We start from the raw sequence: 21,717 nt of genomic DNA on the forward strand, positions 1-21,717 counted from the left end.
CGGTTCTCCTATTTTTTGCGTAGGAATTCCAATACAGATGAAACGGCTATATATATCCCTCACTTTACTCTTATCTTTTTTCTCTTTCGCAAATTGTGGAGACGGGACTCCGGTTATCGAGTCCATCGATGGCAATAAGATCACTACTGCAGGTTTTGAAAGTGCGTTTGATACAGCTTTAGATACTTTAAGCCGTACTCAAAACATCGAAAAAAAGAATGTTATTAAATTTTTAACCGAAGAAGAAAGTAAAGTTCCTCAAAGCTTTCTTCAACTCAGAAACGAGTTCAGAAAAAGAAAGTTTTTCGATCGTTATCATGAGATGATGGTTGTTAAATCAGCCGCTGACAAAAGTGGCTTCAGCAAAAGATCCGATATTAAAGAAATCTTAAAATTCCAAGAGATGCAGTTAATCTACGGAATGTATATTGCTGAGCAGATCGAATCTAGAATTAAGATCACCGAGCAAGAATTAAACCAAGGCTGCCAAGAGCTTCGTACTAAATACAAACAAGCCGAGTCCTTAACTTTGGAGCAGTGTTATGACGCTGCAAGAGCTCAGATCAAAGGAAGAAAATCGGAAGAAGTTTATAAGTCTGTTCTAGATAGAATTAAAGAAACTGTCGCTATCAAACATAACGATAAGTTCGATCTTGAAAAATATCTAGATAAAGAATTTAGCTTCCCTGAATTGAGCAAGGAAGAGGCTCCTAAAGCCGAGGAGACCAAGGCACCGGAGGTTACTCCTCCTGCACCGGCTCCTGAAGCTACTAAGTAAAAAAAGAAATTTTTCAACGATTTGAATTCATATCTAAACGCAATCTTCCGTAGCGTAATTGAAGCGATTACGGAATTCTTACCGGTGTCCTCCACAGGACACCTTTTCTTATTTTCCTCCTTCTATCCTTTTTCAGAGGGAGCGGATTTCGACGACTTATTCGATATATTCATCCAAAGTGGAGCGATCCTATCAGTGGTTGTTCTATATCGTGAAAAGTTCTTAGAGCAGGGAAGATCTGCAGTACGTTACTTTCTCCGCAAAGAAGAAAACAAGGAAGGATTCCTTTTCTTAACAAGAGTTACGATCGGATTTTTGCCTATTATGGCTGCTGGATTCCTATTCAGAGGATTTTTAGATAAGATCAAAGCAAGAGAAGATATCTTGGCGATCTTGGGAGGAGCTTGGCTTGTTGGGGGAATTTTGATCTTAGTCTCAGAGTTCTGGTTCCAAAAAAGAGAAAAGATCAAAACAAGTGAGCCTATCGGAACAAAGGATGCCATTCTAATCGGTATCTTCCAATGTTTAGCCCTGGTTCCTGGAGTTTCCAGATCGGGAGCTACGATCGTAACCGCCAGATTTTTAGGAAAGGACACCAGAAGTTCTGCCGAGTTTTCATTTTTCGTTGCAGTTCCGGTTTTATTCTTAGCAGGAGCTTATAAATTATTCAAACATAGGGCAGTGTTAAATTGGGAGAATTTTCCGATCTTAAGTTTGGGATTTGTTCTTTCATTCTTACTTTGTTTTTTCGTGATCAAATGGTTCCTGAAATACTTACAGACCCATTCATTTACCGGGTTTGGCTGGTATCGGATACTTCTTGGGATCTCAGTGCTTTCCCTCTACAAATTAGTGATGCAGGGCTGACCCGACACAATAGTGTGGCTTAGATCGGAATGCGCCCCTGGATCCGAAATTGTCTATTTTTACTTTTTTTGCCCACCTTGCTATGGGGGCAGCCGGCCGACCTAGGCCCTAGGGGTTCTGCAGGCGAAACAAACTCCGAAGACGATACCCAAAGGTCAGTGGTTAAGACCAGAAACCGCCTTTTAAATAGATCCATCGAAGTCCTTAGCGAAAGAGAAGTGGATGAGCAGTTGGAAAACCTGGGTCTCTCTAGAGAAGGTTCCATCTACACTAGACGTAAACGATTAAAAGCCGCTTTAGGCGAGAAGGAAGACAATAAACCTGATTTTGCCGCGTTAGCCGGAACATCTAAGAAAGATTTACCTATGGTAATCGAGAACGCCGCAGAAGGTGAACTCATGAGAGTGGACCAAACTAAAGGTGGAGTATTGGTCTTAAGAGGTAGAGTTCGTATCAAACTCAGATCAGGAAGTCTGGAAGCGGAAACAATATCCGTGGATTCGGATCGCGGAGAAGTGTATGCGGAAGGCGGGATCAAATTCGAGGATGGTCGCGCAAAGATCACTGGGGATAAATTCATCTATGACTATAGATTGGATAAAGGTGTGGTCTATAATACTAAAGGCACTGTTGCCCCTGCATACTTCTTCGGGGAGAAGGTCAAAAAATTAGATGATAAACGTTACATGTTGGAGATGGGATACTTCACATCATGTAATGCTGAGAAGCCTCATTATTCTTTCAAAGTAGATAAGGTGGTGCTCTACCAGGATCGGACTGTTGTTGGAACTAACGTCAGATTCCAGGTAGGAGGTACAACAGTATTCTGGCTTCCTTTCTTCTATAATAATAATTTAGGAAACGGTTGGACCACTCAAGCAGGTAAGAATAATACCCAAGGTCTATTCCTCCAGAACTCATTGCAATGGTCCACTATCCCTACCTGGTCTTGGACTCCTATGGGTTATAAGGCGCGTGCCGACTTCTACGAAAAAACGGGACAAGCCTTCCAGTTGGAAATGTGGAGGCAAAGTGTTAACCTAAACTATTTGATAGATATAGGTTTTGCAAATCATAAGGCATATCAGATCACTTCCGGTTTTGAGGATAGATTTGCAAATTACGGTCTAGGCACGAGTGCTGTAACCAACCAAGTGGATAAGGGAAATTATTGGGGAACTAATATCCCGAATATCGGAGAAGATAGAGATCCTTGGTGGAAGGGTAGAATATTCTTAAATTCTAAAATGAATAATACGGAGAAGGACGTTACTCGAAACCTTTCCGTCCAATATGAGAATTTTACAAACCGTTTATTCGAATACGAATACGGAAATAGATACCAGCCTAGCAATAGTTTACAGTCATTATATACTTTCAGAGACGTTCGTTACGGTTATGTGCGTAATAACTTAGAATGGAAATTGGATTATACTGAGAATAGGGGAGATCTTTCGGTTAATATCAATATGAAGAGAAATATGCTCTTCTATAACCTTTCTCCTTTTAACAAATCAGGTTATTTTCCTACAGTGGACGTTCTTCCTTCCGTTACTATCAAAAATAGTTCCGAAATCGCGAGACTTCCTTATTTTGAAACTCCAGTGTATTGGGATGTGTATTTAACAAATACATTGATGAGATTCTACGGAGTTCCTACCCAAGAAAAATTGAAAATTCCTACCTCCGACGGAAGTTATGATAATCCGAACGGGGACTATAAGGAAAATCTTCTCAGGACACAGAACTTTTTACAAGGTGAGACTGGATTTAGGACTTCTATGAATTTGGGAAGTTATGTGTCCTTGGCTCCAAGTGTTTATTACGGCGCTAAAAAACAGTCCGCTCAATTGCCTGCAGGAAATTCAGACACTGTTAATACAAACTTTACTTCCTTGGAAAGAAGTTTGGCAAGGGACAGTTACCAATATTTTAGAACAAATACCAATTTGAGGATTGGTGCTCCAATCTTATTCTTTAATACTACCTATCGTAAGCTCGAAGCAGAGAAGCCTGACCTACAAGATCCTATCCTCATGAAAAACCGCCAACATGAGATGGAATTCTCTCTGGAAAGTTATGCTCTGGAGAATTTTGAAATTTCTCTTAGAACCATCCGAGACCTTAGGACTTTTTCGGATGAATACCAACCTCAACCTACAAGCCAGGAAAGATGGTATTATACTGTATTTCGTTTTGCAGGTTATATAGACTTCTTGGAAGGATTCAGCAAAAGGAAACGGACACTTCTGGAAAGAAAAAGAAGTTTTTACACCGGGCTATTCTTTAATAACGATTTCGTGTATCATACACCTCTGCATCGTCCGTTATCCAATAACTTCACCTTATCTTATAAGATGGGCGGATTTAGACTTCCTTTCCTGAGATATATCCGTGAGTTGGAAGTGGGCGGGACCTGGTATCATATCTATTACGCTTCTATGATGGACAATTATAGGATTTATGCTAAGGCAAGCATTGATATCACAAGGGAATTCGGTTTTGAAGCGGAGATAGATTCTAGGGTGACTGAACCTTGGAGATATACGAACCAAACGGACAATTATTATTACCAAAGATATATTTTGAATACGGATCCTACTTCTCCATTCACTTCGATGAATATGAACCCTACAAATCTAGGCCAGGATCTTATCAACGGTTCCGGAATCAACGGAACCCAAGCAAGACAGACTACTGCCATGAACGTCAACCGCGCAATGGCAGTCTTAAAATATAATCTACACACTATGAATTTCAGATTAGGTCTAAGTAGTGATCTTAGATCCGTGCCTGGGGGAACTACTGGAGCAAGTCAGGTGACTTTTTACGACCAATCCATATTCTTCTCCATATCTTTGACGGATTTCAGTTTAGGTCAGGAAGATTCTGCCCAACTTTCCAGGATCCGTTTGTTCAGATTTAGAAAACGTCCTCTTAGGACAGGTTATACGGAAGGAGTCGAATCGGAATAATATGCTGAAAGAAAGAAGCCAAACTTTTAAATTATTATTCGTCTTCTTGGACTTGATCTTCTCATTGGGAAGTTGTGTATTCGCTTTCCTTCTTCGTTTTTATATAGGAGATCCGACAGGAGTAGATAGATCTTATATCGATCTAGAAAGTTATTTTATCCTAGGCTCCGTTCTTTCCGTTTCACAAGTAATCGTTTTCTTATTCATAGATCTTTATCATCCAAGAAGAGGATTATCCTTTTTAGATGAGTTCCTTGCAATTTTCGGAGGAGTATTCTTAAATTTACTCTTCGTATTATCCATGTTATTCTTCTTCCGAGGTGATTTCGGAAGCGAAAGATTCTCTCGTTCCTTCATTTTGGTTTTTGCTGGGACAAATATTTTTTCTATCGGGCTTCTTCATCTTCTTGCTCGTCAATTCTTAAGGTATCTTAGAAGTAAAGGATACAATTTACGCAGAGTCCTTGTGATCGGAACAAGAGAAACCGCGGCTCGTTTTGCGGATTCGGTGCAAAGACATCAAATCTACGGATACCAAATTATCGGCTATGTAAGCTCCGGAAATTCCAAGGCAATCCGAAAGGATATGGTACTTGTTGGAAAGACTGATAAGATAGAAAAAGTTTTATCCGAGATCAAACCTGATCTGGTTGTTTATGCTTTGAATAATGCAGAAGGTGATTGTCTGGAAACCGTTTTGGATGCATGCGATACGGAAGGTATCGACTTAAAAGTAATTCCCGGTTTCCAAGAATTTATCAAGGCAAAAGGAAGAGTCGACGAGATGGATGGTCTTCCTGTTATTTCCATTCGAAACATTCCTGTTCGCCTGGGTTATAACCGAGTTATCAAAAGAAGTTTTGATATTCTATTTTCTCTTTTTTTCATCACTCTTTTTTCGCCTGTATTTTTGATCATTGCTCTACTGATCAAATTAACTTCCAGAGGGCCTGTATTCTATCACCAGGAAAGGGTGGGGCTGGACAATAAAAGTTTCAAGATGCTCAAGTTCAGGAGTATGGTTGTCCAAACTAAGTCCCAGTCGGAGACCACCTGGACTGTCCAAAATGATCCCAGAGTTACCGGGATTGGTAAGATCTTACGTAAGACCTCCCTTGACGAAATACCTCAGTTTTTTAATGTGCTTTTAGGAGATATGTCCGTAGTGGGTCCAAGGCCCGAAAGACCTCATTTTGTCGAAAAATTCAAAACGGATCATAGACATTATATGAGAAGGCATGCGGTTAAGGCTGGGATTACCGGTCTTGCGCAAGTGCAAGGTCTAAGAGGAGACACTTCTATCGATGATCGGATAGATGCGGATATCTACTATATAGAAAACTGGTCTCTTTGGTTGGATATTAAAATCATCCTGCTTACACCTTTAAAAGGTGTAATGGATAAGAACGCCTATTAAGGGAAAAAGGAGAACGAAGGCCGTGAACCTAAACGAAGAATCCCTTCAAAAAATCGCAGAGTTATCTAGGCTCAAAATTGATCCTAAGGATATCCAAAACTTCCTTACGGATTTTAATAAAGTGCTGAATTATGTGGATACGATCACCGAGTTAAATGTGAGTTCCGTATCCGATGAGGACTTATATCCGAACGAAGGAAATTCAGTTCGCCCGGATAAGGCAAACGAAGGTTTGAGTCGTTCTCAAATAGAATCTTTCGCACCTAGTTTCCAAAATGGATACTTCGTAGTTCCAAAGGTGATCGAAACATGAAAGAACTTTGGAAATTAAAATATTCTGATATTAAAAAAGGTTTAAATTCGGGGGAGTTTACTCCTACCGAATTGGCCCAATCCCTGATCTCTCGTATAGAAGCAGAGGATTCTAAAATTAAGGCATTTCTTTCTTGGGAAAAGGAAAGTATCCTAAAGGCTGCTTCTGAAAGTACTGAAAGAAGAAAATCAGGCAAACCTCTCTCCGAGTTTGATGGAATTCCTATCGGAGTGAAGGACAATATTTGTATTGAAAATACGATTACTTCCTGCGCTTCTAAAATTTTAGAAAACTATCGTTCTCCATTTCACGCGACTGCTATTGAAAAACTTTTAGCAAAAGGTTTCGTTCTGATCCCAAGAGCGAATATGGATGAGTTTGCAATGGGTTCTTCCACAGAGAATTCAGCTTACCAGGTCACAAAAAACCCATTTGACACTGCAAGAATCCCAGGTGGGTCTTCCGGTGGGTCTGCAGCCGCGGTTGCTGCTTCTTTTGTTCCTGTTGCATTAGGTTCCGATACAGGTGGATCCGTTAGACAGCCTGCATCTCTATGCGGGATCTATGGTTTAAAACCTACTTATGGAACTGTTTCCAGATATGGTCTTGTAGCATATGCATCTAGCTTGGATCAGATCGGTCCATTGTCTAAGGACATAGACGGTATCATAGATGTGTATTCAGTGATCTCAGGAAAAGACCAAAGGGATGCTACTTCTAAAAATATTCCTGCATTCGATCCTTCTAAGGTAAAAGAACTTCCTTGGAAAGGTTTGAAAATAGGTAAGATGAAGATTACTTCCGAAATAGAACCTGATATTGCAAAAGCATATGAGTCTCTTTTAACGGAATTAGAATCCAAAGGTGCTCAGCTTGTAGATCTGGATTTTTCACTTCTTTCTAATTCAATTCCTATCTATTATATTATCGCTACCGCAGAATGTTCCTCTAATCTTTCGAGATTTGATGGGATCCGTTTCGGACAAAGAAAAGACCCGAGCGGTAAACTAGAGGATCTATATGTAACAAGCAGAAGTGAAGGTTTCGGAAAAGAAGTCCAGAGACGTATTCTTCTCGGAACATTCTCCTTATCTGCTGGATACTATGACGCGTATTACGGAAGAGCTCAGAAAGCTCGGGTTTTGATCAAAAAAGAATATGAAGGTTATTTTTCCAAAGTGGATCTGATCCTTCAGCCTACTTCTCCTACTACCGCGTTCAAGGTAGGAGAAAAAACTTCTGATCCGATCCAAATGTATAAGGCGGATATTCTTACTACTTCTGTGAACTTAGCCGGAGTTCCTGCAATGTCTGTTCCAATCGGAAAAGATTCGAAAGGACTTCCGATCGGTTTGCAGATCACAGCTCCTGCTTTACACGAAGATAAAATATTCGGTTTTGCTAAAATGATCTCTGACTGGGCTTCTAAAGTAGAATTGCCTGAAACGATCAAATGAGTGAGCTCGCCGCGAGAATTATTCCCTGCCTGGATATTAAAGATGGCAGGGTAGTTAAAGGAGTAAATTTCGTAAACCTTGTGGATGCGGGGGATCCCGTAGAGTCGGCAGTGGTTTACGAAAAAAATCTCGCGGACGAGTTATGCTTTTTGGATATCACGGCTTCTAGTGACAAAAGAGATATCCTCATCCATTTGGTAGAAGCTGTTGCAGAAAGGATATTTATCCCTTTCACTGTAGGTGGCGGAATTCGCACTTTGGATGATGTGAAAGCGGTTTTGGAAAAGGGAGCAGATAAGGTTTCCATCAATACTGCCGCTTTTCAAAATCCGGACCTTCTTCGTGCCGCTGCGGAAATTTATGGCTCCCAATGTATCGTATGCGCAGTGGATGTAAAATTCCATCCTGACAGACAAAGATACGAAGTATTTCTTCATGGCGGAAGAACCGAGACAGGAAGAGACGCATTAGATTGGGGGAAAGAAGCCCAGGAAAGAGGCGCAGGAGAAATCCTGCTTACTTCGATGGATCGTGACGGAACTAAAAAGGGTTTCGATATCCAACTTCTAAAATCGTTTTCTTCTAATTTAGAAATCCCTATTATTGCAAGCGGCGGCGCAGGCAATCCTGAACATATGGTAGAAGCTATACTAAGGGGAAAAGCAGATGCAGTACTTGCCGCATCCATTTTTCATTTTGGAGAATTTACTATCAGAGAGACTAAAGAAAATATGCAGGAAATGGGGATTAAGGTCAGACTCTAATCCCTTTAATGGATAAGTAGCATTCAAATTTTCTCCATAAAAAGTTCTTTGGAGAATCCTTAAAATAAGTTGAAATAAATTCTATTTAATTCAAGTCTCCTTTTAATGAAATTTAAATTTGCGACTATTACGTTAGTTTTTCTCCTATCTTTCTTGGGTTGTTCTTCCCTTTCTACCAAGGCTCCGTTTTATAATTCTCCGGCTCAAAAAAATTCCAGTACTGAATGGAAACTGGAATTAGTCGATCTTGGTTTTTATAGAAAAGTTGGGGAAGATTGGTGGGGAGAAGATTTCTACATTGCTACTTTTAAAGCTACAAACCTGATGCAAAAGACAAGTTATTTTGAATTATGTGGAAGTAAGTTAGAAGATTATTATAAAAGCAAGAAGCCCGAAATGAGTGCTGACGAACTAAAAAGTCTGATACGTAGATTTTCCGAAATGCGTCTTCTTGTGCAAATCGATGATACAAGTCTTTGGCCAAAAAATGTTTACGGTTCCAAGCCAGTATTTCCAAAAATTCAAAATGAACCGAAACCTATTTTTGCAGCTGCGATGACCGGTTGTCAATACGGCATTCCAATGTCTAGAGATACAGATAAAGGTAGAACAGGCACAGAAAGAATTCTTCCTGGAGAGAGTGGAACTGTAAAAGCGATTTATTCTATTCCCAAAGGATCAAAATTTATCCGATTTGAACAGACGAATTTTTATCAAGGAAATCTAGAACCTTTGAATATCCAAAATTAGTATTCTTTATTCGAAAGTTGGCGGTTAGATAGATTTTATTATTAGTCTAACTGCCAACCTGTTTCTACGAGTTTGAAACAGTTATTTTTTACAAGCCACTTACGATCGTAAACACTTCATTGAACACATTATTAAAATGTGTTTTCACTGTGGTGAGTCCACCGCCTGTTCCACCTTCATTCCTAAAGGACATTTGAGAATGGTCCATATTGCTAACAGTATATGCATTCGCGATTAACGGTCGATTATTCAAACGTGCGGAAGCTAAAGGAACAATACCATCGGAGTTAGTAAAAGGTGGTGTCCCAGCTGTAATCACGGTACATGCAGCTCGATAGGTAGTAGCATGTTCAGTATCGCTACAATTTCCTGAACCCATATCTCCTCCATATACGGTTGTGATGGAGTCCTTGGAAGTATTTGCGATCATACTTTCTAAGAAAAAATTAAATGCTTGGTTGGTTCCATCTGTGATAGGAGGACTAATCGCAGTCACACCTGCACTGAGTCCGTTCGTATAAGCAAGACCTTGTCCACCGGGAGTGTCCGTCATAAACTTAATAATAGTTCCGATGGAGCTTAAATTTCCAGTGTATTGTGGAGAAGAGTAGGGAGATCCATAGTATGGAGTTCCTAAACTTACGATATGATCTATCACATCCTTAGTATTATTCGCATGCTGGATTGCAGCTCTGGAAACTAATCCTCCCATGGAGTGAGCTACAACAACGACTTTGTCGGAAGAACTAAACGCTGCATTTAAAGAATCTATAAACCTTCTTCCGTTTATTTCGATATAATCGGAGGTCCTATATGTGAAAACATAGATCTCAAAAGTATCATATACACTCGAGGAATAACCGGCAGGAAGACCCGTTGTCTGAGTGATAAATGCAAGACCTTGGTTCCAGGTCCCGAGTAAGTTTGCCACCTTCTTATTAAAATCAGTAGGAAGATCTGTTTGTCTTTCCGCAAAGTCCCATCCGTGAATCAGAACGATTTTTGCTTTGGAATTATCCCGCTGAAAATATGGATCTTGGAAATATAGGGGAGAAAGGCTACCTACCGCCATATTCGGGAATACAGTGGAAAATTTATATAAGGCATGATTCTGTTCTGCAAAATAACTCGAGACAATATAATCCTTAAGTTGATCCGCTAGCGATTTGTTGTCGGGAGGAGTGATCCTATCTTGAACGTAATCACAGTTTGCAAAGGATAGAAGTGTGAAAAATAAAACGAGAGTTCGGAAAGATAAAAACCTTTTCATACTAATGGAGAAAGTTTGGTATCAATCCTGAAAAACCGCAAGCTAGAATTTAATGAATGTCCTTCATTAATATCGTAACAGAAAGGAAATAAATGTTTGAATACGATTTACTTCGGTCGGTTTTTCAAACGATCCAGTACAATCCCTGTGGCAACTGTCACATTTAGAGAGGAGATATGGCCATGAAGTGGGATACGAACTGTAAAATCCGATTTTTCCATTAAGATCCTTTTTAGACCTTCTCCTTCATTTCCCATTAGGATCACTAACTCTTTCCAGGGAGGGATTTTGGACCAATCTTCCGTTCCTTTGTCAGAAGTGGAAACCACCCAAAAATTTCGTTTTTGCAATTTTTCTAATATTTGTGCGAGGTTCCCGACTTTAAAAACATTTAAATATGCGAGTGCACCGGAAGCCACCTTTTCGACTGCAGGTGTGATACCGGAAGAATCTCGATCAGGGATAAGGACTGTTTCTACTCCGAAACATTCCGCCGTTCTTAAAATATTTCCAAGGTTTCCCGGATCTTGGATACGATCCAAAACAAGAATTGGGCCCTTACAATCTTCCAGATGAGAATCGAATGATTTTTTATCTCCAGAGTGGAGTTGTATTCTAAGTGCAAGAACACCCTGGTGATTTACACCGGGAGCCATTTTGTCTAATTTACTCGGAGATGCTTCTTTGATCAGGAGTTTGTCCCCTAACTCGGAAAGAATTTCTTCTAATTCTTTTTTAGCGCCGGAAGTTAGCCAAATTTCTTGGAAGGAAAGTTCTGAACCTTTTTCGAGATGTCTTTCCAGAATTTCTCGGATATTCCTTCTTCCGTAGATATAATCCTGGCGGCTCATTTTCTTTTCCAGCGAAGACCTTCTTTGGTGTCTTCGATTATGATCCCTAGTTCGTTCAATTTATCCCTAAGTCTGTCAGATTCCGCAAAGTTTTTATTTTTGCGTGCTTCCTGCCTTTGTCTTACGAGTTCATCTATCTCAGAGTCTAAAACTTCTACTTTTCTTTCGAAACTTAAAACTCCTAAGATAGAATCTATTTTATAAAACAATTCCAATCTTTGGATGATCTCGTTTTCATTCGGTGAGTTTTGGTCCAGATATTGATTTGAATCTTTTACCAATTCAAAAACGGATGCCAGAAATTTAGAAATATTCAGATCATCTGCGAGACTTTCCAAAAACTCATTCCAGGTTTCCGTATCTACCTTCTCTTTAGGTTGGAATGTTTTTCCCGACTTAGATAATTCTTCTAATAATCGATTGATGCAGTTTTGGATCTTAGAGACCGACTGAGCTGCTTCTTCTAATCTTTCTTTAGTGAAATTTAATTTACTTCTATAATGTGCGGAGAGTAGAAGGAACCGGATATTTCTTGGTTCAGCCCCTTCTTTTATCAAATCCCTCAAGGTGAAAAAGTTTCCCTTGGACTTGGCCATTTTCTCTCCGTTCACTAGTAGATGTTCAGAGTGTAGCCAATATTTTACGAAAGATTCTTCTGGATAAGCCCCTTCACTTTGGGCGATTTCATTTTCATGGTGGGGGAAGGTGAGGTCCACACCTCCGGTATGTATATCTACTCCGGACCCATATACATCACGCACCATTGCAGAACATTCTAAATGCCAGCCCGGTCTTCCGGAACCTATCTCTGTTTCCCAAGAAGGTTCCCCATCTTGTTTCGGGAATTTCCAAAGAACAAAGTCTCTTACATCGTCTTTGTCATATTCGTCGGTATCGTAACGAGTACCTGTTTTCATCCCGCTTATATCAATTTTGGAAAGTTTTCCGTAATTTTTGAATTTGGAAATGGAATAATACAAACTGCCGTCTTTTTCATAGACTAATCCCTGGTTTTGAAGATGTTTGATGATCTCCACCATAGAAGGAATAGAATCGGTTGCCCTAGGATAATGTTCTAATTTTTGAATATTCAAAGATTCTAAATCATCTTGGAATGCCTTGACCCATGGTTCGGTAAATTCCCTAATTCCTTTACCTTGTGCTAATGATTCTCGGATGATCTTATCGTCAATGTCAGTGATATTCATTGTCATATCCGGTTTATAACCGAATGCAACAAGAGCACGTCTAAGAAGATCTACGAATAAGAATGCGCGCAGATTTCCGAGGTGGGCAAAATTATAAACTGTAGGTCCACAGGAATATACTCTAACCCTGTCTGGAAACTCAGGGCGAAATACTTCTTTGTTTCCGCTAAGAGAATTATGAAAACGGATTTCTTTCATTCAGGGAACAGGATCTCTTTCGAGAATTCCAAATTGGCCAAATTCTGTTTGTCCCCTGCGATACCTGCTTCGTTTCCTTCTGTAGGGTATACTTGCATTCTTTTATCGCAGACTAAATGATTGAATAATGCGAATACAGACTTAGGATGAGAAACTTTATCGTCCATCCCGACTGAAACTAGAGTAGGGATCTTGATCTTTTTGGAAAAATTCAAACTATCAAAATAAGAAAGGTTCTTTTTTACTTGGGCTTTTTTGGATTTTGCATTAGAGATCTGTTCTGAAACTTCTTTGGACCAGCTTGTTCCCAATTTTAATTGGGTATCATCTACATGGCAAAAATTAGGAGTTTCTAATATAAGTGCTTTTACTCTCGGAGAATTCGCAGCACCGAATAATGCCATAGAGGCACCGATACCTTTTCCAGCCAGGATGATCTTATCTCCATCAATCCCATCAGTGAGTCTTAGAAATTCGATCGTGCGGATCACATCTAAATAATTTGCTTTTAAGAAGAAGGATTCTTTCGCCTCTAATCCCTTTCTGTAATAGCCAGGAGTCCAATCGGGATCAGGAATTTCTCCTTCTTTCAGAACCGGACGGATGAGCTGTGTTCCATGACCTCTTAGGTCGAGGATGAGTTGTGCTACTCCAGCTTCTGTTAATCCCTTAATAATTTGAGGTCTGTCTTTTGCATAATCATGAAAATAGACAAGAACTGGAAGATCCCCTCTTTTTCTTGGGATCACCAAACTTCCGGTAAGTGTTGCGTTCCCATAAGATTGGAAAGAAATATCGTAGATGGTTTCTTTTAAGATAGTCCCTTTGAGTAGGGCCTTGGTTTGGTTTTTAACCGGAAAACCTTTGAGTTCTCGGATCGACTCCGCCCAAAAATCGTCCAAATCCGCTGGAGGTGAGAAGGGTGGATAGGTCTGGAAGCACTCGTCGAAACTGATAGCCATCAGAGATACATCGTTTTCATTTCAACGGGGGTGTAAAGTGATCTTTTGCAGAATACAATGTCTGCAGAAGAAGGACCGAAATTGTCATAGGTCCTACACCTCCCGGAACCGGAGTATAATGAGAGGATTTTTCCCAGGCCTTGGAAATTTCAATATCTCCTACGTTTCCTGCGTTATATCCGGCATCCAATAATACTGCGCCAGGTTTAATCCAATCGGATTTGATAAATTCAGGTTTTCCTACAGCGCCGACTACGATGTCGGCTTGGGAAACGATTTCCGGTAAGTTTTGGGTTCTGGAATGGCAGAGGGTGACGGTTGCGTTCATTTCTGTGAGAAGCATCGCCATAGGTTTTCCCAAAATAGGAGAACGTCCTACAACCACCGCTCTTTTTCCAGCAGGATCAATCCCATATTCTTTTAAAAGAAGGACCATACCGTATGGAGTGCAAGGAAGATAGGTTTCCACTCCCATGGACAATTTCCCGAAGGATAATGTAGTAACTCCGTCCACATCCTTTTTCAAATCTATCCGATCGAATGCTGCTCTTTCGTCTATTTGAGGAGGGGTAGGATGCTGTAGTAGAATTCCGTGGGTATCTGGATCTGAGTTTAGGCGATCAATGACTGCAAGTAATTCCTGGGTGGTCGTCGTTTCAGGAAGTTCAATTTTTTCGGAGATCATTCCCACCGCGTGACAGGACTTGACTTTCATATTTACGTAAGTGGCAGAAGCAGGATCGCTTCCGACCAGGATCGTTGCGAGTTTCGGGGGCTTTTTCCCGGAAGCCGTAAGAGTTTTGATCTCTTCGGCGATAGAATCTTTTATCTTTTGAGAAAGTTTTTTGCCATCCAGTAAAATCGCAGTCATGGGTTCAGGATTTAGCTTTAGGTCCCAATGTCATTCGAAATAATCCTTTTCAGTCGGGTAGAATGCTTAAAATAGGATCATGTCCGAAGTTTCTACCATTGACCTAAATCGTTTGCCGGAACATGTAAACCAGACCGTACGAATCCAAGGTTGGGTTCACGGTTTGAGAGGATCTAACGCCAGACAATTTTTAAGTCTGAGAAATTCCGGAAAAATCTTACAAGTGCTCGCAGAAAAAGAAATTTTGGGAGAAGATCTGTTTTCCGAGATCAAACACCTTAAACAGGAAACTTCTGTCGAGGTAATCGGTAAATTAGTGGAGAATGAAAAGTCTCCGATAGGATTTGAACTTGTACTTTCTTCTTTCAAGAAGGTAGGAGAATCAGACAATTACCCGATCACACCTAAAGAACATGGGATAGACTTTTTACTTTCCCAAAGACATCTATGGTTACGTTCCAGTAAGCAGCTTGCAATCATAAAGGTACGAAGTGAACTTTCTTACCAGATCAGGAAATATTTTCACAGCAATCAATTCACTTTGATAGATACTCCGATCTTAACCGGTTCCATTGGAGAATCTGCCGGAACATTATTTTCTACGGAATATTTCGATCTTGGGAATGCATATCTTGCCCAAACTGGACAATTGTACTTAGAAACTGCAATATTTGCTCATAACAAAGTATATTGTTACGGCCCAACATTCAGAGCGGAGAAGAGTAAAACCAGAAGGCATTTAACGGAATTCTGGATGGTCGAAGCGGAAACTGCATTTCTAACACATGCAGAAAATCTAAAATTACAGGAAGATTTTGTTAAGACTGTGATCCGGGAAACTGTAAAAGCCTGCGGTCCCGAGCTGAAAGTTTTAGAAAGGGATCCTGCACCTTTGTTGGATTATATCTCTAAACCATTTGCTCTTATCGATTATAAGGAAGCATTAGAATACCTTCAATCCCAAGGAGAAGACATCACTTGGGGGGATGATATCAATTCTGAAAGGGAACAGATGCTTTGCCAAAAATTCGGCGGACCGGTTTTTATCCAAAAATATCCGAGAGAAGCAAAAGCATTCTATATGAAGGTCAACCCGGAGGATCCAAGAACAGTTTTGAACGCTGACTTGATCGCGCCAGACGGAGTGGGGGAGATCATTGGCGGCTCAGAAAGGGAAGAAAGTTACGAAAATATCACTAAAAGGCTAGAAGAAGAAAACCTTCCCGTAGAATCTTACGAATGGTATTTGGAGCTTAGAAAATACGGTTCTGTTCCTCATTCAGGTTTTGGTCTCGGGACAGAAAGGCTGATCGCATGGATCTGCGGATTACAACATGTTCGAGAATGTATCCCTTATCCTCGTATGATGGAAAGATTATACCCTTAAATCTTGAGGGCTCTGCGCCTCAGCGTGAGAAAAAAAATCTAGAGAAAAAGCTATATCAACCGATACCAGAAATAGAGGTATCGTATGGCTAAAAGTTCCGCCCTTTCCACACAGCTTTCCTTAGAAGAGTCCGCTTGGGAACTCTTTGAAACGGGAGCGTACGAGGAAGTATCCAAACTAGCGGAGAAGAATCCGAAAAACGTGTTCTTAAATCATTTAAGAGCGGTTTGCGAATTCGAAACGGAAACGAATACTGCCAATAATTTTCCTTTAGAAGGAAAAACGGTCCTTACACCTTTGCTTGGCGCTTATCTGCATAAAGCGAAAGGAAATGCAAAAGAGGCCGCAGTATTATTTCACGAATACTTCAAGGCATCTTCCAGCCTAGTATCTTATTCTATTTTAACCACTGGGATTAAAGCATGTGAAGAAGTGGGAGCCCATAAAGCATGTGCAGATCTTATCCAAAGATATAAGGCACTCTGGACGGATGGGTATTTTTCCAAACTTGAATTTTTCTCCTTATATCATTTGAGAAAATTTGAAGAAGCTCTTAAAGTATTCAAAGAAAATTCAGAAAGCCTAAAAGAAGACAGAGATGTTCTGGCTGCTTTAGGATTATGTTTTGTTCATATTGGAAAATTCGAAGAAGCCTGTAATATTCTGGAAAAACTTCCGGGTGCAGGTGAGATCCCTTCTTTCGAAGATAAGGTGACTGAGTATTCAGACAGGATCAAAAACATCCCTAAATACGAAGCCAGAAAAAAAGAACTTTCTAGAACAGAACTTTTGGATCTGGGATATGCGTATCTATTCTCTGAGTCTTATAAAAAAGCGGAAGAAGTTTTTACTTCTCTGGTTTCCTTAGAATCACGATAACCCTTCCTTTCAAGAGGGCCTCCCTGGATTTAGGGGAGGCCAAGACCTTCTCCGCATCCTCGTTGGAGATTACAAGATCCGCTCCTAATTTTCCGGAAACACCTAAAGCTGTAGTCAAAAGAGGTTTATACCCTGCTATATCTTCTTTCATTGCGTCCTGCACTTTAGAAAAATAACGAATATATCCGTAATTGACTATGGAACTTTTTTTAACGAATAAAGGAGAATAGATCCCGACTCCGTCCTCGTCTCTGATCTCGGAAAATAAAGCAGGCACAACTTCTAAATGTCTCGCATCCACAATTAAACCTGTATAAGAATCCGCAGGATTATGGATTGGATGGGCTTCCGGAAAACTTTCGGAAGAATAGGGTAGAGTAATATGAGATAGAATTCCTTTTTTTCCCTTTAAGGAAAGAATTCCTGTAGCGATTAAATGATTTCCTTTGAATTGATTGTGAATCTCGATAGGTTCCTTCTCGTAGATCTCTTGGAAAATTTCTCGAAAGGATTCATCCTGAGCTATTTTTTCTCTAAGAAGAAGGTTAGAATCTAATTTTAGATTTTCCATACTTCTATATAAGTATTTCTTAATCTCTTCTTTAGCGTTCTCTTTGGCGATATTTCTGGCTTCTGTGATATTTTTTGCGGTTCCGATCTTATTATAATCTGGATCATCCGGATGGAATACAATCTTAGGAAGTTTGACTTCCACCGTTTTACTAATCTCCCCGGTTCTCCAATTTACGATCGTCTCTGTTTTGTCCTTGGATTCCCAAGCAAAAAGGGAAATTCCAGAGATGAAAAAGATTGCCAGAGTTCTAAGTTTCATACCGCTTCTCCGGAAGAATAATTGGGAAGTTTAGAATATTCTAATTTTAGTTGGTTCCATTCAGAGATCCGTTTTGCAGGCGGAAGAGAATTGATCAGATCAGTGCCGTAAGACTTGGTCCAGATACGAGAATCCAAAAGACTTACAATTCCGGTATCTCTTTCTGAACGGATCAATCTTCCGAAACCTTGTTTAAGCACAGTGGTTGCATAAGGAAGTTGCAGATCCTTAAAAGGATTTCCACCTTTCTCTTTCAACTTCTCACTTCTTGCTTCCAGAACCGGATCATTCGGTGGTTGGAAAGGAAGTTTAGTCAGGATCACTGATCTGAGCTTATCACCTCTGATATCCACACCCTGCCAGAAGGAAGATACTCCGAAAAGGACCGCATCCTTTTCCGCTAAAAAGCGATTTTTAGCGGCTTCCGGTCCCATCTCCAATTGAGAGATCACCGGTAGATCAGTAAGAGGGCGGATTGTTTCTATAATTTCATTCAAGGATTTATTAGAAGTAAATAAAACGAATGCTCCACCTTTAGTCAGCTCGATCAGTTTTAAAATATAGCGAGAAAGATCTGCCGCATTTCTCTCCGCAGATTCAGTAGCATCCTTGATATCCTTAGGCAAAAACAAAAGTGCATTCTTTTCATAAGGAAAAGGAGAAGCCACTAACTTAGAACGAGAAGGTAATTTTCCGATCCTATCTGCAAAATAACTTAGATCACCCTTATTGGTAGAAAGTGTAGCGGAAGTGAATATTATACTTTCGGTTCTGGGTTCCAAAACTTCTCGAAGTATTGTTTCAGACTTTAAAGGTTGGGTTAGGAGTTTTGGGAACATCTCCTTTGTTTTAGTATTAGGAGGATCCGCCCAATATACTCTTTCTCCCTCATCCATTGTACGGAAAAGATGTAAACCTTCTGCGATTTGTCCGATACGACCTGAAGACATTTCTATCTCCATCGCGATTTCTTTTTCTTCTATCTCATCGCTATCTTTAGAATACTTTTTTAATTCTATGAGTAGTGCTTCTTGAAGAGAATCTAAGGCTGCTTCTAATTCTCCTCCGTCCATTTTTAATGGTCTACGTATTCTTTGTGAGCCATAGAAATTAAGCGGAAGTTCTCCCACTACCTTATTGAAACAGAGGAAAAGTTTTTCTCCTGCAAGATTTGTAAGATCATTGATCTTAGGAGAATTGAGTCTTGCTCCTAATCCGGATTTTTTAGATGAGTTCCAGACACCTTGTAAAAGTTTTTGGATCTCTAAAGAGGATAATTCTATTCTGAATGCGTTTCCTAAAACTTCAGGAAAATTATGAGCCTCATCCACTACGATCTTTTTGAAATCGGGAAGAATATTAAAATCGGATGCTATATGAGCCGCGAGTAAAGAATGGTTTACGATCAATAGATTTGATTTCTGCCATTTAGCTCTTTCTAAAAAATAAAAAGAATGGGAGAAGTTAGGACAACTTCTTCCTAAACAAGAATCTGCTTCTCTTGTTACCTTGGACCAAAAATCAGGAGAAGCATATCCGTCATATTCTTGCCTTCTTCCTGATTCGGATTGGTTAACCCAATCCTTAAAAGAATTCAAATGTTCCATCATCTCAGGACCGAAGGTTCCTTGGGTGAGAACATTTCCTAATTTTCTTTTACAAACATAGTTGGAAGCACCCATTGCAATTTCAGCTTTCACTTCTTGTCCCAAAATTTGAGAAACAAGGGGGATATCTTTTCGGATAAGCTGGTCTTGTAGAGCTTTAGTTTCTGTAGAGATGACTACAATTTCTTCTCCTTCTAAGGCGCTGATTGCCGCTGGGATCAAATATGCTAGGGACTTTCCGACACCGGTTCCCGCTTCTACGATCAAATGTTCCGAGCTGGCAAATGCTTGTTCTACACTATTTGCCATTTGGATCTGGCCCGATCTGGATTCGAAATCAGGCCAGAGTTTGGAAAGTTTTTTGAATTGTTCTTCTACTCTACTCAAAGCGACTCACGCTTCCCTGGTTCGGAAAAGTTTGATTATACAATATAAGGATAGAAGGGCTACTAAACCGAGAGAAACCCACATGATCAGAGCCCCATCCAATGTTAATTCTGGAGAAACGGAACCGAATGTTGCCTTGACAGAAGATGTTTCTTTGTAAGGGAAAATATTCATAAAGAATGCAAGGATCAGTATAAAACTTCCCAAAAAGATTGGTAGCACTTTGTTTGTGGATTTGTTCTTAGATTCTTCCTTACCTTTCAAGCTGAGATGTACGAGTAGATAGACGAATCCAAAAACCGCGATAATTGCCAGAAATACATAACGAGAGATCAATGCCTGGAATTTTGCTTCTTCCGCGCTGGTTCCGGCAGGAGCGTTTGCAATCATCCAATCCACATCCATCTTATTGATATAAGATCCCAGGTTTTGGTAGAGGAACATTCCGAATACGATCAATAAGAATGCAGGTGTGACATATTGGATTACCCACCAGAAAAACTTAGGCAGGTGGGCATGTGCTCCCTTATGACCTTCTTCTAAACCTTTTTTGGCTCCGATTACCCAACCGAAAATTACGATCTGCAAAGTTGCGAGGATATAAATGAGAACTGTTCCAACCCAGAAGTCTGCTTGGTCTAACGCATTGAAGTTTTTATTAAAATATAAGATCGGGAAAGAAAGTCCGAATGTGAAAAGGAAAAGTACAAAACTGGAAGTCCTTCTTCTGATATGGAAAGCTTCTTCCAGGAATACGATTACAGGTTGTAACATCGTAACGGAAGAGGTGAGTGCCGCTAAGAATAGAACGAAATACCAGATGGCTCCGAAAAAAGATCCACCAGGCATCAAAGCAAACACGGAAGGGAGTGCGATAAATCCCATACCGAATGTCCCGAAAGAAGTAGCTGATACTCCTAAAAATAAAAACGCTACAGGGATGGTGATCATTCCACCGAATGCAACTTCTACAAATTCGTTTAGAGAAGCCGCAGAAACCGATGATAAGATTACATCATTCTCCTTTTTGAGATAACTGGAAAATACCAAAGCGATCCCGAAACCGGCGGACAAGGTAAAAAATATTTGGCCTGCGGCGGAGATCCAAACCTTGGCCTCTCCTAATGCAGACCAATTCGGGTTCCACATTTGTGCGAGCCCTAATTCTATATTATCTAAAGTTAATACTCGGATCAGAACGATGACCGAACAGATGAGCATTGCAGGAACTGCGATCTTGGCGAATACTTCCAGACCTTTTGCGATTCCTCTATATACTAAAATGAAATTCATTAGAAAGCAGGCGAGTGTGGCGTAAAAAATTTTACCTTGTACAGCACTTCCATTTTCTTTAGCACCAACCAATGTATGGAAATGATTGGAAGAATTTTGGATAAGCGAATTCAGATCCCCATTTCCTGAATTCAAACTGATACTTCCGGTTACAAAATCGAAAGCATACGCTAGGCACCAAGCTTCTACAAAAACATAATAGACATATATCAATAAAGGAATGGTAACACCGATTGTTCCGAGGAGTCTAAGAGGAACACCGGAAAGATATGCCCTGAATAGATTCGGAAAACTATGCCCCTGTTCACCACCCATTCTTCCCATCACCCATTCGGTGATACAAACTGGGATTCCAACTAGGATAAAGCTGATGATATAGGGGAGAAGGAAAGCTCCTCCTCCATTTTGTACTGCCTGTCCTGGAAATCGGAGGAAGTTTCCGAGTCCGATCGCTCCAGAGGCAACGGTTAATATTAGTCCAGTACGGGATTTCCAACTTTCCTTGGGCGGTTCTTTAGTCATCTAGGGTTGTTCCGACTTTTAGGGATTTCGGACTTAATACCTGTCCGAAAAGGGAATGGACTATAATCCCAGTAGAACATACCTCCTTGTCAAAACGAATTCGGATTTAGGAATGGAAAAAAACGGGAC

The 21,717-nt window shown here is 40.2% G+C and carries 18 protein-coding genes; 10 read left to right on the forward strand and 8 right to left on the reverse strand.

Translation table 11 applies throughout. The features are described from left to right. The first annotated feature begins 37 nt into the window (after nt 1–37). The 8 genes from CH377_RS08095 (at nt 38) to CH377_RS08130 (ending at nt 9,321) form a co-directional block, all read left to right on the forward strand. Nucleotides 38–778 carry a lipoprotein LipL31 gene (locus tag CH377_RS08095; RefSeq protein ID WP_100723471.1) on the forward strand — a complete coding sequence of 247 codons (741 nt, stop codon included), beginning with the start codon at nt 38–40 and terminating at the stop codon, nt 776–778. Nucleotides 779–799: 21 nt separating this feature from the next. Next, the gene (locus tag CH377_RS08100; RefSeq protein ID WP_100723328.1) at nt 800–1,645 is read left to right on the forward strand and encodes an undecaprenyl-diphosphate phosphatase; all 846 of its coding nucleotides are present in this window, start codon (nt 800–802) and stop codon (nt 1,643–1,645) included. A 29-nt stretch (nt 1,646–1,674) separates the two neighbouring features. Continuing rightward, on the forward strand, nt 1,675–4,620 hold the full coding sequence (locus tag CH377_RS08105) for an LPS-assembly protein LptD (RefSeq protein ID WP_100723329.1): 2,946 nt from the start codon (nt 1,675–1,677) through the stop codon (nt 4,618–4,620). 1 nt (nt 4,621) lies between these two features. Next, entirely contained in the window at nt 4,622–6,037 is a 1,416-nt protein-coding gene (locus CH377_RS08110; RefSeq protein ID WP_100723330.1) for an undecaprenyl-phosphate glucose phosphotransferase, read from the forward strand. A gap of 22 nt (nt 6,038–6,059) precedes the next feature. Beyond that, nucleotides 6,060–6,350 carry an Asp-tRNA(Asn)/Glu-tRNA(Gln) amidotransferase subunit GatC gene (gene gatC / locus CH377_RS08115; RefSeq protein ID WP_100723331.1) on the forward strand — a complete coding sequence of 97 codons (291 nt, stop codon included), beginning with the start codon at nt 6,060–6,062 and terminating at the stop codon, nt 6,348–6,350. After that, nucleotides 6,347–7,807, forward strand: coding sequence for an Asp-tRNA(Asn)/Glu-tRNA(Gln) amidotransferase subunit GatA (gatA, locus tag CH377_RS08120; RefSeq protein ID WP_100723332.1), 1,461 nt, complete (start codon nt 6,347–6,349; stop codon nt 7,805–7,807). The genes gatC and gatA overlap by 4 nt, the downstream gene beginning before the upstream one ends. Then, nucleotides 7,804–8,571 carry an imidazole glycerol phosphate synthase subunit HisF gene (hisF, locus tag CH377_RS08125; protein ID WP_100723333.1) on the forward strand — a complete coding sequence of 256 codons (768 nt, stop codon included), beginning with the start codon at nt 7,804–7,806 and terminating at the stop codon, nt 8,569–8,571. Before gatA ends, hisF begins: the two co-directional genes overlap by 4 nt. Before the next feature lie 105 nt (nt 8,572–8,676). After that, complete coding sequence (locus CH377_RS08130; RefSeq protein ID WP_100723334.1) at nt 8,677–9,321, forward strand: hypothetical protein; 645 nt, start codon at nt 8,677–8,679, stop codon at nt 9,319–9,321. A gap of 88 nt (nt 9,322–9,409) precedes the next feature. On the opposite strand, the gene CH377_RS08135 is transcribed toward CH377_RS08130, so the two are convergent. The 5 genes from CH377_RS08135 to folD all read right to left on the reverse strand — a co-directional run bounded on the left by CH377_RS08135 (nt 9,410) and on the right by folD (nt 14,681). Then, nucleotides 9,410–10,591, reverse strand: a complete 1,182-nt coding sequence (locus tag CH377_RS08135; RefSeq protein ID WP_100723335.1) for an alpha/beta fold hydrolase — start codon at nt 10,589–10,591, stop codon at nt 9,410–9,412. Between the two features lie 107 nt (nt 10,592–10,698). Beyond that, nucleotides 10,699–11,442 carry a 23S rRNA (guanosine(2251)-2'-O)-methyltransferase RlmB gene (rlmB, locus tag CH377_RS08140; protein ID WP_100723336.1) on the reverse strand — a complete coding sequence of 248 codons (744 nt, stop codon included), beginning with the start codon at nt 11,440–11,442 and terminating at the stop codon, nt 10,699–10,701. Then, nucleotides 11,439–12,848 (reverse strand): cysteine--tRNA ligase, encoded by a 1,410-nt coding sequence (gene cysS / locus CH377_RS08145; RefSeq protein ID WP_100723337.1) that lies wholly within the window; start codon nt 12,846–12,848, stop codon nt 11,439–11,441. Before cysS ends, rlmB begins: the two co-directional genes overlap by 4 nt. Then, nucleotides 12,845–13,810: an acetylxylan esterase gene (locus CH377_RS08150; protein WP_100723338.1), complete on the reverse strand. Its 966-nt coding sequence runs from the start codon at nt 13,808–13,810 to the stop codon at nt 12,845–12,847. The genes cysS and CH377_RS08150 overlap by 4 nt, the downstream gene beginning before the upstream one ends. A gap of 16 nt (nt 13,811–13,826) precedes the next feature. Beyond that, a complete protein-coding gene (gene folD, locus CH377_RS08155) occupies nt 13,827–14,681 on the reverse strand; it encodes a bifunctional methylenetetrahydrofolate dehydrogenase/methenyltetrahydrofolate cyclohydrolase FolD (protein WP_100723339.1) in 855 nt (284 codons plus the stop codon). Between the two features lie 79 nt (nt 14,682–14,760). Between folD and asnS the strand changes: the two genes are divergently transcribed. Together asnS and CH377_RS08165 are read left to right on the forward strand one after the other, a co-directional pair. Next, nucleotides 14,761–16,068, forward strand: a complete 1,308-nt coding sequence (asnS, locus tag CH377_RS08160; RefSeq protein WP_100723340.1) for an asparagine--tRNA ligase — start codon at nt 14,761–14,763, stop codon at nt 16,066–16,068. Between the two features lie 84 nt (nt 16,069–16,152). After that, nucleotides 16,153–16,947 carry a hypothetical protein gene (locus tag CH377_RS08165; RefSeq protein ID WP_100723341.1) on the forward strand — a complete coding sequence of 265 codons (795 nt, stop codon included), beginning with the start codon at nt 16,153–16,155 and terminating at the stop codon, nt 16,945–16,947. On the opposite strand, the gene CH377_RS08170 is transcribed toward CH377_RS08165, so the two are convergent. Genes CH377_RS08170 through CH377_RS08180 form a run of 3 tightly spaced genes read right to left on the reverse strand, consistent with a single transcriptional unit; the run spans nt 16,916 to nt 21,588 of the window. Further along, nucleotides 16,916–17,779, reverse strand: a complete 864-nt coding sequence (locus CH377_RS08170) for a hypothetical protein (RefSeq protein ID WP_100723342.1) — start codon at nt 17,777–17,779, stop codon at nt 16,916–16,918. The genes CH377_RS08165 and CH377_RS08170 overlap by 32 nt on opposite strands. After that, nucleotides 17,776–19,773 carry an ATP-dependent DNA helicase gene (locus CH377_RS08175; RefSeq protein WP_100723343.1) on the reverse strand — a complete coding sequence of 666 codons (1,998 nt, stop codon included), beginning with the start codon at nt 19,771–19,773 and terminating at the stop codon, nt 17,776–17,778. Before CH377_RS08175 ends, CH377_RS08170 begins: the two co-directional genes overlap by 4 nt. A gap of 6 nt (nt 19,774–19,779) precedes the next feature. After that, on the reverse strand, nt 19,780–21,588 hold the full coding sequence (locus CH377_RS08180; RefSeq protein WP_100723344.1) for a sodium-dependent transporter: 1,809 nt from the start codon (nt 21,586–21,588) through the stop codon (nt 19,780–19,782). Between the last annotated feature and the right edge of the window lie 129 nt (nt 21,589–21,717).

The organism is Leptospira haakeii, from assembly GCF_002812045.1.
GTDB lineage: Bacteria > Spirochaetota > Leptospiria > Leptospirales > Leptospiraceae > Leptospira_B > Leptospira_B haakeii.

Excerpts from the sequence above, each read along its gene's own strand:
- cysS (WP_100723337.1), bottom strand. The coding sequence starts at position 12,848 with ATGAAAGAAATCCGTTTTCATAATTCTCTTAGCGGAAACAAAGAAGTA.
- CH377_RS08170 (WP_100723342.1), bottom strand. The coding sequence starts at position 17,779 with ATGAAACTTAGAACTCTGGCAATCTTTTTCATCTCTGGAATTTCCCTT.
- asnS (WP_100723340.1), top strand. The coding sequence starts at position 14,761 with ATGTCCGAAGTTTCTACCATTGACCTAAATCGTTTGCCGGAACATGTA.
- CH377_RS08180 (WP_100723344.1), bottom strand. The coding sequence starts at position 21,588 with ATGACTAAAGAACCGCCCAAGGAAAGTTGGAAATCCCGTACTGGACTA.
- CH377_RS08135 (WP_100723335.1), bottom strand. The coding sequence starts at position 10,591 with ATGAAAAGGTTTTTATCTTTCCGAACTCTCGTTTTATTTTTCACACTT.
- CH377_RS08130 (WP_100723334.1), top strand. The coding sequence starts at position 8,677 with ATGAAATTTAAATTTGCGACTATTACGTTAGTTTTTCTCCTATCTTTC.
- CH377_RS08105 (WP_100723329.1), top strand. The coding sequence starts at position 1,675 with ATGCGCCCCTGGATCCGAAATTGTCTATTTTTACTTTTTTTGCCCACC.
- folD (WP_100723339.1), bottom strand. The coding sequence starts at position 14,681 with ATGACTGCGATTTTACTGGATGGCAAAAAACTTTCTCAAAAGATAAAA.
- rlmB (WP_100723336.1), bottom strand. The coding sequence starts at position 11,442 with ATGAGCCGCCAGGATTATATCTACGGAAGAAGGAATATCCGAGAAATT.
- CH377_RS08110 (WP_100723330.1), top strand. The coding sequence starts at position 4,622 with ATGCTGAAAGAAAGAAGCCAAACTTTTAAATTATTATTCGTCTTCTTG.
- gatA (WP_100723332.1), top strand. The coding sequence starts at position 6,347 with ATGAAAGAACTTTGGAAATTAAAATATTCTGATATTAAAAAAGGTTTA.
- CH377_RS08165 (WP_100723341.1), top strand. The coding sequence starts at position 16,153 with ATGGCTAAAAGTTCCGCCCTTTCCACACAGCTTTCCTTAGAAGAGTCC.
- CH377_RS08150 (WP_100723338.1), bottom strand. The coding sequence starts at position 13,810 with ATGGCTATCAGTTTCGACGAGTGCTTCCAGACCTATCCACCCTTCTCA.
- CH377_RS08095 (WP_100723471.1), top strand. The coding sequence starts at position 38 with ATGAAACGGCTATATATATCCCTCACTTTACTCTTATCTTTTTTCTCT.
- hisF (WP_100723333.1), top strand. The coding sequence starts at position 7,804 with ATGAGTGAGCTCGCCGCGAGAATTATTCCCTGCCTGGATATTAAAGAT.